This is a genomic window from Pontibacillus halophilus JSM 076056 = DSM 19796, from assembly GCF_000425205.1.
GTDB lineage: Bacteria > Bacillota > Bacilli > Bacillales > BH030062 > Pontibacillus_A > Pontibacillus_A halophilus.
Genome location: NZ_AULI01000002.1, coordinates 129,298 through 145,516, shown reverse-complemented (window position 1 = coordinate 145,516; position 16,219 = coordinate 129,298). Strand labels below are relative to the sequence as shown.

Genomic DNA, 16,219 nt, shown 5'->3' with positions numbered 1-16,219 from the left:
GTTGTATACTAGTTTCATACATATGAAAACGATAATGAACGGATTGGGAGTGGGGACATGTACGGAGAATATGCTTATTTAAACTTATGTAAAGAGGTCTTGGAGAATGGCACAAAGAAGGAAGATCGAACTGGCACAGGGACCTATTCACTCTTTGGTCATCAGATGAGATTTGACTTGTCTAAAGGATTTCCTTTACTCACAACGAAGAAGGTACCTTTCCGCCTCATTGCTAGTGAATTGTTGTGGTTCATTAAAGGAGATACAAATATTCAATATTTGCTTCAACACAACAATAATATATGGAATGAATGGGCGTTTAAGAACTGGGTAGAAAGTGACGCTTATCATGGTCCTGACATGACAGACTTCGGATTAAGAAGTTTAGAAGATGAAGGATTCCGTGCTCAGTATGAGCAACAAATGAGTAATTTTAAGCAATTGGTTCTAACGGATGATGAGTTCGCAAAGAGATTTGGTGACCTTGGTAACGTTTACGGGAAACAGTGGAGGAACTGGGAGACAGCAAGAGGGGAGACGATTGATCAGCTTCAACAGGTTGTAGAAGCGATTAAGATCAATCCTGATTCTCGACGGCTCATTGTTTCTGCTTGGAATCCAGAAGACGTTCAGCCTGGTCGCTCTGCTTTGCCGCCGTGTCATGTTCTATTTCAATTTTACGTAGTGAACGGGAAACTCAGCTGTCAACTTTACCAACGTAGCGGGGACATTTTCTTAGGAGTTCCATTTAATATTGCGAGCTATGCGTTGCTTACACATCTAATTGCTCACGAATGTAACCTTGAGGTTGGGGAATTTATTCATACACTCGGAGATGCACATATTTACTCCAATCACATTACACAAGTGACAACCCAGTTAGAACGAACTCCTATGGAATTTCCAGTGTTATCACTTACTAGCGACCAGAAATCAATTTTCGATTTTGAAATGGAGGACGTGAAGCTTGAGGGCTACGATCCACATCCTTCCATTAAAGCACCGGTGGCTGTATAGGGAAGGAGAGGTTATTCATGTTATCTATTCTTGTAGCAATGGATCGAAATCGTGTCATTGGCTTACGTAACGATTTACCTTGGAATATTCCGAACGACTTAAAGTATTTTAAACAAGTAACGATGGGGCGTAGTATCATCATGGGACGTAAAACCTTTGAATCCATTGGGCGTGTCCTTCCTAAGCGAGCAAATATTATCGTCACAACTCAGCCAAATTACCGAGTGGACGGGGCTACAATATGGAATAGCCTAGAACCATTGAACAATTTGGCGAAAGAAGAAGAGCATTTTATCATTGGTGGTAGCTATTTATTTCAAGAAACGTTAGATTGTGTTGACCGCTTGTATGTGACTTGGATTGACGAATCGTTTGAAGGGGACACCTATTTTCCTGATGTGGATTGGGAAGAGTGGGTATTACTTGAAGAACAACTTGGCGTAAAGGATGAGAAGAATCCTTACGACTATTATTTTAGAGTCTACGAGCATAAGGACCGTGCTTTGTCATGAACCGTATGGATGGGGTTATGTTAGCGGGTGGCAAATCTACAAGGATGGGGCAGAACAAGGCTCTTATTCAGCTTGGTAGCAGTACCGTCGCAGAACGCATCCTATCGACTCTACAAACCTTTACTTCGTCTCAGTGGGTGGTTGCAAATGACAGGTCATCCTTCCTACCATTCAACGGAAGAGTTATTCGTGATGAATTTGTTGGGGAGGGGCCATTAGCCGGTCTTGAATCAGCTATAAGGCATTCAGAAGCACCATGGATTGCTGTCGTTGCCTGTGATATGCCGTATACACATCATAGCGTTTGGGAATTCCTATCTCAACATATTGGATCCTCTCAAGCGGTTGTCCCAATATATGAAGGGCGTATCCAGCCCCTCAGTGCGCTCTATCATAAGAGTATTCATTCTACAATTGTCCAATTGCTAGAAGATGGTGAGCGGTCATTACGGTCGTTGCTTCAAGAAATACATGTCCTTTATGTTGAAGAGTGGCCAAGTGAATGGATAGAAGTCTGTAAGCTTCATTTCTTTAATATGAACGACCCAGAAGATTTGAATGTAGCAAGACACCTCTTATCCTTAGAGGGATGAACCCGAAGAGGCATGGACAAATCGATTGAAACAGTTTACAATACAGTCAAATACAGCTAAATGTTGGTAGGACCAATGTAACCACATAGGTGAAGGTAGTCTAGAAAGCTATACATCAAGACGCGAGGAAGGGGATGGGTCATGTTAGCGAATATCGGCATACCAGGGCTAATCATTCTGTTAGTTATTACCTTGATTATATTTGGACCAAAGAAGCTCCCGGAGATTGGGAAAGCTTCAGGAGAAACAATTAAAGAATTTAGAAAGTCAGCCAACGAGCTTCACAATGACGATGTAGTGAAGGATAAGAATCAGTAATCTGTATGCACGATAGGTGCTCAGAACGGATAAGGGGGACAGGCTATGTTTTCAAACATCGGCTTTCCGGGATTGATTTTAATTTTAGTCATTGCGCTCGTCGTATTCGGTCCGTCTAAATTACCTGAGATTGGGAAGGCAGTCGGTCATTCATTACGCGAGTTCAAAAATGCAACGCGTGATCTTGTGTCTGATGAAGACAACAAGAAGGATGAGGATAAACGTAAGCAAATCCAATAATTCGGATATGCCTTGCTGCCTTTTGCGTAGCAAGGCTTTCTTATGAAGAGATGTCACAACTGATTACGCGGGGGGCGATGCATCTTGCCAAGTCAACAGTCAATGTTAGATGAAGAAATGAATGTAACGGAACATTTAGGAGAACTTAGAAATCGGTTGCTTTGGACATTCGCTATATTCGTAACCTTTTTCATTGCAGGATTCATATTCGTCGAGGAGATCTACTCCTATTTTGTACGTGAGCTAGAATTTGAGTTGACCATTTTAGGCCCTGCTGAAATTATATGGATCTTTGTATTACTTGCAAGCATGGTAGCCATTACAGCTACCTTGCCGTTCCTTTGCTTACAGATTTGGTTTTTCGTTAAGCCGGCATTAACAGACAGGGAAAAGAAAGTGTCACTTGCATACATACCAGCTATCTTTCTATTGTTTGTTGGTGGCTTAGCATTTGGGTATTATGTGATTCAGCCACTCATTTTCCATTTTCTATTATCATTAGGAGAAGGATTATTTGAAACGATGTTCACGGTAGAGAAATACTTCCAGTTTCTCATCCGAGTGACTCTTCCATTTGCTGTGTTATTTGAAATCCCAATCTTAATCATGTTCCTGACAAGCTTAGGAATTGTAGAGCCACAATTCTTAAGAAAGGTTCGGAAATACGCCTATTTTGTATTGATTATTGTGGGTACAATGATTTCTCCGCCTGATTTTATCTTGCAACTTGTCGTTGCGCTCCCATTAATCGTACTCTATGAAGTGTCTATTCTCCTTTCAAGTACCGTGTATAGACGGAAGAAGGCCAAAGAAACATGGACATCAAGTACGTAAGGAGGAAATACATTGAATAAAACGTTTTACCATTTTATGATGACATTCAGAGGGAAAGTTCACCCTGACGAAGAAAGTCAGTTAGCGGACTGGATGTTTAAAGATCACAATTTCCCGAAGCAATCTACTTCATATGATGAGATTAGCAGATACTTGGAATGGAATATTCCATTCCAACATGCATTGCGAACGTTTGACGATCTGTGGAATCGCTATGAGCTAGATGAACGGTAGAAGACCCGGTGTTTTGGGTCTTTTTTTGTACCAATTTAAGTTGAGAGAATAATGAAATAAATGAGGTTCTTCAGTCATTTCTAAGTATTTACTAAAGGGGGAGTAGCATGGTTCAGTATGAAGCGGTACAAGAAATCTTACAGAGTTTAACAGCCGATGGAGCAGTGCAGAGTGTATTCCTTAAGGGTTCAATGGGACGAGAAGAGGAGGATGAATACTCAGATATTGACCTCTATTGTCTTGTCGAAGAAGAAGAGGTGGACGCATTCAAAGAAAGGAGAATACAACATTTAGAAGCCTATAGACCGCTCCTATTTTGGGAAGATTTATTTATTATTGCACCTCAAATTATTGCGATTTATGAGAATTGGCTACATATTGACTTGTTTGTCGTAACACATGCAACCTATGAACCAAAGGATAACATAAAAGTGTTGTACGACCCGGAGTGTCAAATGAAGCGGTATGAAGACAAACAAAGCTTGGTATTGTCTGAGGAGAAACGATCTGACCATGCACTCGATTTAAGTTGGTTCTTGTTCCGTTATAAGAAGGCATCAGAGCGTGGCAATGACATATGGGCAGTGGAAATGCTTCGCCATGTATGTAGGGATTTGTCTTCCCTTTTACTAGCTAAGTATGCGCCACACCGTGCTGAGCTAGGGTTAAAGAACATTCCCTATGATTTGAGTGAACAGCATGTTCAGGCGATGACCTCTATTTATGAGACGCTCACCCCATCCCGTCACCAAGAGGCAGTACAACAACTCTTATCAATCATCTTGGAGGAAAAGGAATGGATTGAAGATTGTATAACAACCAATGAGAAAGGGAGAGCTCTGTTTCATAGTGTTCTGAAACTTTATAAAGTCTGAGCTTGAACGTTCCTGATCAAAGGAAGAGAGGGAGGCGCTCGTATGTCGCCCTCCCTTTACGTTTGATCTTCATGAAGAACTACATCTATAATTTCATGAATGGAAATAGAAGTTGTAGCATGACATTCTCTCAGTCTGATTCGTTGATCATAAACATCAATCCGGTGAACGAATCCATGTATCTCTTTCTGGCATCCATTCTTATAAACCGTTAGGGTGGTTGGACACTTCGTTTGATAAGCTGCGTTCACTTTATGCTGCATTTCTTCTAAAGCCTGCTCATCGAGTATCGGTGGAGATGTCATATCTTCTTCGTACCAGACACGCTTTAACGTTTCTACATGCTCTGGGAGCATCAATGAAGTCCACTTCATCGTACCACGATCACGTAACATCCTCATTCCTCCTTAACCAAAAGTATATACGAACGAATGTTTGTGAAACAATAGTAAAAGAACGGGTGTTCGTGTATAATATGGATATGGAGGTGAAGGGCTATGCATGTAAATGTCCGACATTATGTCAATGAACAAGTTGAACTTATGTACTTATCAAAGGATGGTACAGTTACCCATCGCAAGGTGAAGTTATTAAAGACAACTTCCGATTACTTGTATGGATACTGTTATTTACGTTGTGCTCACCGCAAGTTCTCAAAAGACCGTATTTTAGCCGTACTTCCTCTTCAAAAAAGCTCCTAACATTCTTTATATAAAGACTCAATTAGAACTTGGGATTGTCACAGCAGAACAGCAGTATAGAACTGCTGTTTTTTGTCTTCAGCTCGGAGTAGTGCTGTGCTATGATTACCGATAGACATAATGAACTTGGAGGTCATTAGTAATGAAACTCATACATACAGCCGATTGGCACTTAGGAAAGTTAGTTCACGGTCTTCATATGACAGAAGACCAGGAACATTTGTTAAAGCAGTTTATTGACCTCGTGCGAGAAGAACAGCCAGATGCGATCATTGTAGCTGGTGATTTATACGACCGCTCTGTTCCGCCGAAAGAGGCAGTTGAACTTCTGAATCAAGTATTTACGGAGATTATATTTGATTTACAAATCCCTATCTTAGCGATAACAGGCAATCACGATAGCCCTGACCGATTAAATTTCGGTTCCAAAATGTTTAGAAGACAAGGGTTGTATTTACAAACGCATCTTCACAGAGCATTCCACCCTGTACAGTTAACCGACGAGCATGGACCCGTGAATTTTTATTTAATTCCATATGTCGAGCCTGGGGATGTTCGCGCTTATTTCGAGCGTGATGATCTAACCACTCATCAACAAAGCATGGAAGCTATCATTGATGAGATAAAGAAGAACATGAACGATGAGGAGCGACATGTGTTCATAGGGCATGCATTTCTAGCTGGTGGAATGGAGTCAGAATCCGAAGAACGATTGACGATGTTAGGTGGGACCCCATATATTGATGCATCCTTGTTCGAACCGTTTGATTATGTTGCGTTCGGTCACCTCCATCAGCCTCAAAAAGTTTGGCATGAAAACATCCGTTATTCAGGATCCTTGATGAAGTATTCGTTCTCAGAAGCAAGACAGAAGAAATCGATTACGATTCTAGAGTTGCAGTCCAATGGAGAAGTTGAGTATCGCCTTCATCCACTCCAACCATTAAGAGACATGCGAATTGTTGAGGGGTATTTACAAGACCTTCTCCAAATAGAAGAAGAATCAACAGATCGAAATGATTACATACATGTTCAGCTTCTTGATGAAGGACAGTTAGTCGACCCAATGGGGAAACTCAGGAAGGTCTATCCAAACGTATTGAGCCTTGAACGTGTGGGTTTACTCGGAAGACAGACCGCTCAACAATGGAGCAAGGTAGAAGAACGAAAGAAAATGACCCCGATTGATCTCTTTCAATCTTTCTACAAAGAAGTGAAAGGCAAAGACCTAGATGATCATCGTAAGGTCCATGTCAGTCACATCATTCAACGTTTAACAGAATCAGAAAGGGAGAAATAACGATGAAAGCTTTACGACTAGAAGTTCAAGCATTCGGTCCATATTCTGATAAACAAGTAATCGACTTTAGTGAATTAGGTGAAGAATCCATCTTTCTCGTTACAGGTCCAACAGGTGCAGGGAAGACGAGCGTCTTTGATGCGATTGTATACTCGCTTTATGGTCGAGCTAGCGGTAGCGACCGGGACCAAGATACGCTACGAAGCCACTTTGCAGACGAGAATCTTCCAACTGAAGTCCACTTTACATTCCAACTTAGGGATACGGTCTATGAGGTGTACCGCTCACCAAAGCAGTTCAAAAAGAAAGACAGAGGAGAAGGTTATACAGAACAGGCGCCAAAAGCAGAATTATATAAGAGGTCTATAGAGGGTAGAGAACTCCTCTCAACGAAAATCAAAGATGTGAATGACACCATTGAGCGATATTTACATTTGGACTATGAACAATTCCGTAAGATGATTATGATTCCTCAAGGTGAATTCCGTCGACTGATTTCAGAGAATAGCAAGGACCGTGAAGAGATTCTTAAGAAGATCTTCCATACGTATGTGTACGAACAAATGACAGAGCAATTAAAAGAGCAGTCAAAGGAATTGAAGCAAGATATTGAACGCTTAGAAATGCGAGAAGACGAAGAAATCAATAAGGTACGTTGGGATTTAACAAATGAAGAGAAGGAAGAGGGAGAGATTCCGAACTTCTCAACCTCAGAAGCAGCCTTACTACGTTTAGATGGCCAAATCAATAACGAAGGAGAAAAGGCGAAGGAGCTTGAAAGAGAAGCACAGACCCAAAGAGAGAAATTAAAAGAAGTTCAATCTCGATACTACGAACGAAAGCAACTTTCAATACAATTCCAGCAACTTCGCTCAGAGAAGGAACAGTTGCAACAAGAGCATGAGCGAAAAGCAGAAATGGACAAGTTGAATGAACAAGTTCAGCTTGCTCAAAGAGCGAAACTCGTAATCCCTTATGAGGAACAATGGAAGAACTGGGATGCTTCTTATAAGAAGCAACAGCAACGTCTAGAGGAGTACCAACAGTCCTTAAAGCTAAAGCAATCCACCTTTCAAAAGACGAAAGAAGATTATGAGCGTGAAATAGGCAAAGAAGAAGAACGAGAAGAAGCTAGGCAGCTCATTCATTCCAAAAAGCAAGAGCTAGAGCGATTGACTCAGTATGAATCCCTTCTAAAAGAAAAGGATGCATTAGCAAAGACGAAAGAAGCGAAAGCCGAAACATTGGCTAGCATGGAATCAAAAGAAAAGGAACGAAATGATAAGATACGTCACCTCATTAGCGAAACAAGTCAGTCTAATGAAATTAATAAACAGTATTATGAGCAAGAGGCGAAACTGAAGCAGTTAAAGGAAACAAAGCAAGCTCTATCTCAACTGACCGAAGAAGAACAAACTCTGACAACATTACGGAATCAGTATGTATCGGCGAAAACGTCTTATACAAACAAACAGCAAGAAGTAGAAGCAATCCAGGCAGAGCAAGAGCGGTTAGAACAAGCACAACGAGATCAATTAGCAGTCCGCTTAGCTGCTCATTTACACGATGGTGAATCTTGCCCTGTGTGTGGGTCTACGCATCATCCATCGAAGGCAATAGAGCATGGGAACGTAGCTACAGATGAAGCGATTGAAGAGAAGCGTATCCTTGAACAGCAGAAACAACAAGAGCTTTCCAACATGCAAGAGCAATTCGTGAATATGAAGTATAAAGGACAAGCTCAAGCTAAGCGCGTTGAGGAAATTGAGACGTCTTTATTAGAAGCGATTACAGAACTTGGACTGAAAGACAAAGACCGTCAAGAGCAGCTTGACCATATTCTCGAACGAATAAAGACATACGAACAAGAATTTTATTTGCTGAATCAACGAATGGAACGATTACAAACGAGTTCAAATGAACTTAACAGGCTTCAAAGGCAAGAACATGAAGAGGCGGAACGGAAAAAAGACATTGAAGCCCAATCTCAAAAAGCACACGATGAGTGGTTATCCGTTGAAGCAAGACTTTCACAGTTGCAAGAATCTCTCACTGATGCGAAGGAAACGACCTCGAACTTATCCAAATGGATTGAAGAGCAGGAACGACAGTTGTCACAATCCATTGAAGCGTTTCAACTTCTAGAACAACGCTATCAGCACCAGCGGGAAGACATCCAGCGGATTCAAACTGAAGTTGAGCAGCAATCGTCTTATCTTAATGAGACGAAACAACAAGCTGAAGAAGCTAGAATCAACTATGAGAACAAACGTGTAGAAAATGGATTCAGAGAAGAAGAAGTCTATCAGGCCTCTAAAGTGGACGAGAAACAAATTCAAGTTTGGGTGGAAGCAGTTGACGAGTTTAAGAAACGCTACGATCAACTTCGAGAATCCATTCGTCAATTGGAAGTGAAACTTGAAGGGTTGGAAGAGCCTGATCTTCAAAAGGATGAACAGCTCATTAATGAAGCAGAAGAAGTTATCCACAAATTGGTTCAACGCCAACAAGAACAACAATTTCAGACCGAGACTCATCGTACCATTTATCATGCACTGCAATCGTATATCAAAGAGCGAGTAGAGAAAGAACAGAGCTACGCCTACATTGGTGAGTTGGCGCAGCTAGCCAAAGGCGATAATTATTATAAACTATCGTTTGAGCGCTATGTCCTTGCTGCTTTCTTGGATGAAATTATCATTCAAGCAAACCTACGATTGGATAAGATGACCGATCATCGCTATCAACTTGAGCGAAGCACTGAACGTGCGAAAGGTGGAGCGCAAAGTGGACTCGACATGCAAGTTCTAGACCATTACACAGGTCAGAAGCGGTCAGTTAAAACGCTGTCTGGGGGCGAAGGATTCAAAGCGGCGCTTAGTCTTGCCCTAGGCATGGCGGACGTAGTACAGTCTCATTCTGGGGGCGTCCAGTTGGACACGCTCTTTATAGACGAAGGGTTTGGAACACTAGATGAGGTTTCACTCGAACAAGCCATTGATACCCTGAAAGACTTACAGAAAGGGAATCGTATGCTTGGAATTATTTCACACGTTCCGCAGCTAAAGCAGGAAATTAAAGCGAAATTGGAAATAAACCCTAGCCCTTCCGGTTCTTCGGCACGATTCTATATCTCAACGTAATGATGGGAATATTTACCGGTTACCTCCTGTTTTTTGGTAATGATATAGTGGATAAGAGATGTAAAGATTTGTATCTACTGTACATAGGAGGCCTTCCGATGAAAATGATTAAAGCTGCTACAGAAGAACAGGAGAAGTATGCAGAACATGTAGCGACACATCTACGTGAGCACATGCTTCCGATGTTCTTCTCTCATCAGTACCAAAGAGAGCTAGTAAACATGGATATTCTTGAACTTACGAATCTCCGCACCTACTCGATGAAAGAAGTTATGGAACTTACCTGTGCCATACACACCTTATCGATTGTACTCGAGCGCATGTATAGGGGAGAGGATACGACTCACTTGCGTACGATTTTCAAGAGGAATCAACAGATGTTACACGGCTTACAGGTCAACTTTCCTTTCGACTACGTAGATTTTATCCTCGTTAACGACACGACTTTGGATTGTAGTATTGAACTCTCTTCCTATGTCATGTAAGGCTTGCGTAGGAATACATATTCACTTACGATAAGACTAGAAGACAATAGCTGACTTGAAGGAGGGATGTTAGATGACCATGCCTCTGACTATGGAATGGACCATCACAACGGAAGGCAAAGAAAAGCGGGTCCAAGAGAAAGAAAATACATTTACACTGACGCTTCAAGGTTACCAAGTGTTCCCACTTGAACAGGAATTGCACGTCTATCGTTATTCTCAAGATGAGCATGTTGGGAAAGCTCAGGTTAAGGAGTTGCACTGGGCAAAAGGAAAGACGACGATTACGTATCAACTAATTTCGCTCTATAGCGTCAATTAACGACAACCAAACTAAGATTCCGTCGTTATTTTAAACTTTTTGCGGTTGCCCGGGAAATGGTCATGCCAATTCCCTTGAACAATTATGTAATCACAACATGAACTAAGAAGGGTCGTTCTGAATAGGAACGGCCTCTTTCATTTGGAATGTATATGAATTAAACAACATGGGAGGAGCATGTATGATTCAACTTGCACAAGATTGGAAACGCATTTTATCTCATCAATTTGAACAGCCTTATTACATAGAGCTACGAGAATTTCTAAAGAAGGAGTATGAGCAAGAAACCGTCTATCCGAACATGCACGACATTTACAATGCTCTTTACTACACATCGTTTGAACAGACGAAAGTAGTTATTCTAGGCCAAGATCCTTACCATGGACCAGATCAAGCACATGGGTTTAGCTTCTCTGTAAAGCCAGGGGTGAAATTACCTCCGTCCTTAAGAAACATGTATAAGGAATTACAATCAGATATTGGAGTAGAAAGCCCAAATCATGGGTACTTGTTGTCTTGGGCGAAACAAGGTGTACTCTTGTTAAATACCGTATTAACCGTGCGCAAAGGACAGGCTCACTCTCATAAACGCCAAGGTTGGGAGATGTTTACAGATGAAGTGATTGCTTCTTTAAATGATAGGGAAGAGCCAACTGTGTTTCTCTTGTGGGGAAAGCCTGCCCAGTCGAAGCGTAACCTAATAGACGAAACTAAACATTATGTATTAACTGCTCCTCATCCGAGCCCATTATCCGCTCATCGAGGTTTTTTTGGGAGTAGACACTTTTCTAAGACAAATGAAATCTTGGAAGCTACGGGACAATCACCTATCGAATGGCAATTGCCTATGGACCCTTATCCCGACAACCATTAAGTAAACAAGTCTTTACAGAATAGTCTGCACCTTCCTTACTTTATGACGTACATTATAAGTAGTGATGAAAGTAAGGAGGGGTAGAAGATGCCTCCAGGTATGAGACCGTTCGGACCCCCAGGTGGATTTCCAACAGGCGGTGTCCCTTTAGCAAGAGGAGCAAATCAAGCGATGCAAGGTGCAAGTCGTGCAGGTGGTTTACTAAGCCGTCTACGGGGCTTAGGGAATGCTGGTGCTGGCGGTGTAGGTAATATTCCTAGTAATGCGCAGCAACTACCTGGCTTTTTCGGAAATGGATTTCCGAACATGCCAAATATGCCTGTGCCAACCCAACAAGTTCCTACCGGTGGAGGTGGCTTGTTGAGCAGGCTACTAAATCCAGGTGGTGCCAATCTCGCCGGAGGTGCCAATGCAGTCCAAGGTGTAGCGAATGCTGCAACGTCAGGTGGCGGTGGAATTGGTGGGATGCTAGGCAATGTGCAGTCTGTCATGAAGATGGCTCAAACGGCGGCACCGATGGTTCAACAATACGGTCCAATGGTTAGAAACATCCCGACGATGATTAAACTTATGAAGATTATGAATGAAGATGATGAAGAAGAAGTGGTTGAAGAGGAAGAAGAAGCCGAAGTGGAGCTTGAAGAGGAATCGGATGAAGAAGCAAGCGAAGTCAAAGTAAGGAAAGTTAAACCGAATAAGAGCTCTTCGAAAGAAAAAACAGATAAAGAGCGTGTGAAAAAAACGACAACTTCCTCTAAAAAGCAGGCTACTTCAAATGCTAAATCGAACAAGAAACGTTCTAACTCTACAGGGACAAAGAAGAGCCCAAAAGCGAAAACAGGTAGTCAAAAAAATACAAAACGTACCGCAAGTAAAGGTGCTTCAACACCGAAAATGTATATCTAATGGGCATTCTACTTGATTTTTACGGCTTGAGAGGAAACAATAAGGGAAAGTCTTTTTATACATGTAGGAGGAATGTTTTGTGGCAGCAAATGAATTAAAGAAGGCAACATTCGCAGGCGGATGTTTCTGGTGCATGGTGGAACCATTTGATCAACGACCTGGTATTCATGAGATTGTATCTGGGTATACAGGTGGTCGAACAGAGAACCCAACCTATGAAGAGGTGTGTTCAGAGACTACTGGTCATGTGGAAGCTGTCCAAATCACATATGATCCTGAGATTTTCCCTTATGACCGTCTTCTTGAGGTGTTCTGGCAACAGATAGACCCAACAGATGCAGGCGGGCAGTTTAACGACCGAGGCGAGTCTTATACGACAGTAATCTTCTATCATGATGATGAGCAGAAGCAGCTGGCCGAGCAATCCAAACAGCGATTAGAAGAAAGTGGAAAGTTTAAGCAACCTATTGTGACGAAAATTGTGGAAGCATCTACGTTTTACCGTGCTGAAGAGAAGCATCAAGACTATTACAAGAAACAGTCATTCCACTATAACCTTTATAAGAAGGGTTCCGGACGGAAGGACTTTATCGAGAGTACATGGGGAATGAATAAAGACCCTAAAGAGCTGAAACGTACGCTCAACCCGATGCAGTATAAAGTGACTCAAGAGAATGGGACTGAACCTCCATATCGGAACGAGTACTATGACCACGAGGAAGATGGAATTTATGTGGACATTGTATCGGGCGAACCTTTATTTAGTTCAACTGACAAGTACGACGCTGGCTGTGGTTGGCCTAGTTTCACGAGACCAATTGATGTCTATTACGTAGACGAGCACTTAGACCAATCTCACGGTATGATTCGTACAGAGGTTAGAAGTAAACAAGCTGACTCCCATTTAGGTCATTTATTTGACGATGGGCCAAAGGATCAGGGCGGTATGCGTTACTGCATTAATTCAGCTGCTCTACGCTTTGTACCGAAAGAGAACATGGAAGAAGAAGGATATGGGCATTTAACCTTTATCTTTTCCTAAATAACGTTAACACCCTATGGAGCCCATAGGGTGTTTTTTTATACACATATAGAACAAATGACCTAGATACACAAACTGATATTGTGCCTTTATTGTCAAAGTTTTGTGAATGATCATTGTTCTAGGTAGATAAACCTATCAAACTACTATATACTGATGAAAACATAAGATAAAGAGCTAAGGGGATGGGGAATATGAAAACAGCTGAAATCAAAATTCCGGAAGCAAATATGTTGCAGACAATCCAAAATAATCTAGCAATCATTCAGTTTGGAGTAGACAGACGTGTTTCTTATGTAAACGACATTTTTGCACGCACGATGAACTTTAAATCTAGTAAGGAATTATTAGGGGTTGAGCATAAGCGTTTCTGTTTTGATTCTTTTACATATTCGAAAGCTTATGAAGAGTTTTGGTCGAGTCTCTTAAAAGGCAAGAGCTTTCAGGATAAAATCTTAAGAAAAAATGCGTTCGGGGAAGAGGTATGGCTTGAGGCTACCTACATGCCGATTTATGAAGAGAGCCGAGTGATTGGGGTGTTGAAGGTTGCAACAAATATTACAGACCGTCAACAGCATATGGAAAGTGTAGTAAAGGAGCTTCAACAGACATCTCAATCTCTAACGAGTCAATCTGAGGAAGGTTTACAAAGGCAACACACATTTTCTTTGAAAGTTGAACGGATGGCGGGCGTATCGAAAGGAAATCGGGAGGTTCTACGTGTTCTAGAGAATAGGGCAGAAGATATAAAGGGCATTGTGAGCACGATTAAAGCCATTGCTTCACAAACGAATCTCTTATCATTAAACGCAGCAATTGAGGCTGCGAGAGCAGGAGAGTACGGTCGAGGCTTTGATGTTGTAGCGAAAGAAGTGAGAAAGTTATCGCAGCAAGTGGAGCAATCGATTGGAGAGGTTCGTGAGCGAGTCGTTCATATCACTGATGAAATTAATAATATGTCCAAAGGAACGGTTGCAATTGAGTCAGAGATGGGGGAAGCTTTACGTTACATTCATCGGACAATTGAAAGTTATGAGCAAGTTGTCTCCTCCGCTGATGTATTAAAGAATGAAGCCGCGCATTTAAATAGTCTATTATAAATTGAAAGCAGTCGATAAGGTCGGCTGCTTTTTTACATGATTTTACGTATGGTTCCTTTACTCAAAGGGAATATAAGAGTAAATCACTTTCGTTGACAATATCTCGAATTCGAGATATATTATGCGTAGTAACGAACAGAAAGGAACGATGACTGATGACTATACAAACAAATGGAATCCATCACATTACCGCAATTGTACAAAATCCACAAGTTAATCTCGATTTCTACGAAGGCTTTCTTGGACTTCGTCTTGTAAAGAAGACTGTAAACTTTGATGACCCCGGCGTGTATCACTTTTACTTCGGAGATGAATATGGTCGACCTGGAACAATCTTAACGTTCTTCCCTATTGAACGAGCTATGCATGGTCGAGTGGGGATGGGACAAGTAGAACGTACTTTATTCTCTATTCCTAAAGGAAGTGCAGCCTATTGGGAAGAACGATTAAGTGAACATGAAGTAAGCTACAATTGGAAAGGGAGTACGTTAGCCTTTAACGACCCTGAAGGACTTGAACTTGGTCTGATTGAGGAAGATCGAGAAGTGAAGGATGTATGGGAGAATAGTTCTGTACCGAAAGAAAAGGCTATTCAGGGATTCTATGGTGCAACTCTTCATTCCAAAGCTCCTAAGGAAACGGTTCACCTTCTTACGAGTATGGGATACGATGTAGTAGAAGAAACAGAAGAACATTATGAATTAAAGGCGTCTGCTGACTTAGCTCAATATCTATATATACCCAAGCACCCATCTGTTCGAGGCTTACAAGGTGCTGGAACAGTTCACCATATAGCATTTCGTACAGAAAAGGAAGCTGATCAACAACAGTGGCAGCAACAACTAGGAGAACAAGGGCTTCGTGTCACACCAGTGAAAGACCGTGATTACTTTAAATCGGTTTATTTCCATGAACCTGGAGGCATCTTATTTGAGATTGCTACCGATGAACCTGGATTTCTCATTGATGAAGAGCTACACGAACTAGGGGATCATCTACGCTTACCGAAGTGGCTCGATTCTCATCGAAATGAAATAGAAGCGGCACTACCAACTATTGTTAGGGGGAAACATTCATGAAACATATCTTTCACCATGGGAAATCAAAGGATGCGAATGTATTGCTCCTCTTACATGGAACTGGGGGAAATGAGCATGACTTACTCCCAATCGCGGAAATGATTGACCCAGATGCTCACGTGTTGAGTGTAAGAGGAAACGTGAGTGAAAATGGTATGCCTAGGTTCTTTAGACGTCTTGAAGAAGGCGTATTTGACGAGGAAGACCTAATTGAACGAACGAGTGAATTGAATGCCTTCCTTGATGAAGCATCGCGTGATTATGGATTTAACCGTAATGTAGTTATCGCTGTTGGCTATTCAAATGGTGCGAACATTGCTGGGAGTTTGCTGATCCATCATCAGGACAGCTTGAAGGATGCCATACTCTTTCATCCCATGGTACCAAGGCGGGGTGTGAATGTACCAGATTTAACAGGAAGGAACGTCTTCATCGGTGCCGGTACAAATGACCCGATTTGTAAACCTGAAGAAACAAATGAATTGGAGCGTCTTCTTAATGATGCAGGCGCGACGGTTACTGTTCACTGGGAATCAATGGGTCACCGTTTAACAGAGAGTGAAGTAACAAGAGCGAAGAAATGGTACCACCAGATATAGACTAGAAAGCTCGAGCCTTAGAGGCTTGAGCTTTCCTTATAAAGG

Annotated in this window: 20 protein-coding genes; 19 read left to right on the top strand and 1 reads right to left on the bottom strand. The window is 41.8% G+C overall.

All coding sequences use genetic code 11. The features are described 5' to 3' along the window. Positions 1–57 precede the first annotated feature (57 nt). The 8 genes from H513_RS0103110 to H513_RS0103075 all read left to right on the top strand — a co-directional run bounded on the left by H513_RS0103110 (position 58) and on the right by H513_RS0103075 (position 4,623). Entirely contained in the window at positions 58–1,017 is a 960-nt protein-coding gene (locus H513_RS0103110) for a thymidylate synthase (protein WP_026799400.1), read from the top strand. 17 nt (positions 1,018–1,034) lie between these two features. Beyond that, the gene (locus H513_RS0103105) at positions 1,035–1,529 is read left to right on the top strand and encodes a dihydrofolate reductase (RefSeq protein WP_026799399.1); all 495 of its coding nucleotides are present in this window, start codon (positions 1,035–1,037) and stop codon (positions 1,527–1,529) included. Further along, on the top strand, positions 1,526–2,122 hold the full coding sequence (locus tag H513_RS0103100; protein WP_036803016.1) for a molybdenum cofactor guanylyltransferase: 597 nt from the start codon (positions 1,526–1,528) through the stop codon (positions 2,120–2,122). Before H513_RS0103105 ends, H513_RS0103100 begins: the two co-directional genes overlap by 4 nt. A 141-nt stretch (positions 2,123–2,263) precedes the next feature. Continuing rightward, positions 2,264–2,440 (top strand): twin-arginine translocase TatA/TatE family subunit, encoded by a 177-nt coding sequence (tatA, locus tag H513_RS21105; protein ID WP_081658154.1) that lies wholly within the window; start codon positions 2,264–2,266, stop codon positions 2,438–2,440. Between the two features lie 45 nt (positions 2,441–2,485). After that, on the top strand, positions 2,486–2,680 hold the full coding sequence (locus H513_RS0103090) for a twin-arginine translocase TatA/TatE family subunit (protein WP_026799397.1): 195 nt from the start codon (positions 2,486–2,488) through the stop codon (positions 2,678–2,680). 102 nt (positions 2,681–2,782) lie between these two features. Further along, positions 2,783–3,514 (top strand): twin-arginine translocase subunit TatC, encoded by a 732-nt coding sequence (tatC, locus tag H513_RS0103085; RefSeq protein ID WP_036769913.1) that lies wholly within the window; start codon positions 2,783–2,785, stop codon positions 3,512–3,514. Positions 3,515–3,526: 12 nt separating this feature from the next. Next, positions 3,527–3,748 carry a YozE family protein gene (locus tag H513_RS0103080; RefSeq protein WP_026799395.1) on the top strand — a complete coding sequence of 74 codons (222 nt, stop codon included), beginning with the start codon at positions 3,527–3,529 and terminating at the stop codon, positions 3,746–3,748. A 107-nt stretch (positions 3,749–3,855) separates the two neighbouring features. Further along, entirely contained in the window at positions 3,856–4,623 is a 768-nt protein-coding gene (locus H513_RS0103075) for a nucleotidyltransferase domain-containing protein (protein WP_026799394.1), read from the top strand. Positions 4,624–4,679: 56 nt separating this feature from the next. Here H513_RS0103075 and H513_RS19500 read toward each other — a convergent pair whose 3' ends face one another. After that, positions 4,680–5,018, bottom strand: coding sequence for a YolD-like family protein (locus tag H513_RS19500; protein WP_036769884.1), 339 nt, complete (start codon positions 5,016–5,018; stop codon positions 4,680–4,682). Positions 5,019–5,120: 102 nt separating this feature from the next. On the opposite strand from H513_RS19500, the gene H513_RS0103065 reads away from it, so the two are divergent. The 11 genes from H513_RS0103065 (at position 5,121) to H513_RS0103015 (ending at position 16,174) form a co-directional block, all read left to right on the top strand. Then, positions 5,121–5,324, top strand: coding sequence for a hypothetical protein (locus tag H513_RS0103065; protein ID WP_026799393.1), 204 nt, complete (start codon positions 5,121–5,123; stop codon positions 5,322–5,324). A gap of 142 nt (positions 5,325–5,466) precedes the next feature. Continuing rightward, entirely contained in the window at positions 5,467–6,624 is a 1,158-nt protein-coding gene (locus H513_RS0103060) for an exonuclease SbcCD subunit D (RefSeq protein WP_026799392.1), read from the top strand. A gap of 2 nt (positions 6,625–6,626) precedes the next feature. Further along, complete coding sequence (locus tag H513_RS0103055) at positions 6,627–9,767, top strand: AAA family ATPase (protein ID WP_026799391.1); 3,141 nt, start codon at positions 6,627–6,629, stop codon at positions 9,765–9,767. A 98-nt stretch (positions 9,768–9,865) separates the two neighbouring features. Then, a complete protein-coding gene (locus tag H513_RS0103050; protein WP_026799390.1) occupies positions 9,866–10,252 on the top strand; it encodes a DUF5365 family protein in 387 nt (128 codons plus the stop codon). 73 nt (positions 10,253–10,325) lie between these two features. Next, a complete protein-coding gene (locus H513_RS0103045; RefSeq protein WP_026799389.1) occupies positions 10,326–10,574 on the top strand; it encodes a DUF2584 family protein in 249 nt (82 codons plus the stop codon). Positions 10,575–10,755: 181 nt separating this feature from the next. Then, positions 10,756–11,448 (top strand): uracil-DNA glycosylase, encoded by a 693-nt coding sequence (locus tag H513_RS0103040; RefSeq protein WP_026799388.1) that lies wholly within the window; start codon positions 10,756–10,758, stop codon positions 11,446–11,448. 87 nt (positions 11,449–11,535) lie between these two features. Then, on the top strand, positions 11,536–12,354 hold the full coding sequence (gene vrrA / locus H513_RS20795; protein WP_051239628.1) for a VrrA/YqfQ family protein: 819 nt from the start codon (positions 11,536–11,538) through the stop codon (positions 12,352–12,354). Between the two features lie 79 nt (positions 12,355–12,433). Further along, positions 12,434–13,396 (top strand): peptide-methionine (S)-S-oxide reductase MsrA, encoded by a 963-nt coding sequence (gene msrA, locus H513_RS0103030; RefSeq protein WP_026799387.1) that lies wholly within the window; start codon positions 12,434–12,436, stop codon positions 13,394–13,396. Positions 13,397–13,590: 194 nt separating this feature from the next. Further along, positions 13,591–14,496, top strand: a complete 906-nt coding sequence (locus H513_RS22210) for a methyl-accepting chemotaxis protein (RefSeq protein ID WP_036769887.1) — start codon at positions 13,591–13,593, stop codon at positions 14,494–14,496. Between the two features lie 155 nt (positions 14,497–14,651). Further along, on the top strand, positions 14,652–15,575 hold the full coding sequence (locus tag H513_RS0103020; RefSeq protein ID WP_026799385.1) for a VOC family protein: 924 nt from the start codon (positions 14,652–14,654) through the stop codon (positions 15,573–15,575). After that, positions 15,572–16,174, top strand: a complete 603-nt coding sequence (locus H513_RS0103015; RefSeq protein WP_026799384.1) for an alpha/beta hydrolase — start codon at positions 15,572–15,574, stop codon at positions 16,172–16,174. The genes H513_RS0103020 and H513_RS0103015 overlap by 4 nt, the downstream gene beginning before the upstream one ends. The last annotated feature ends 45 nt before the right edge of the window (positions 16,175–16,219 follow it).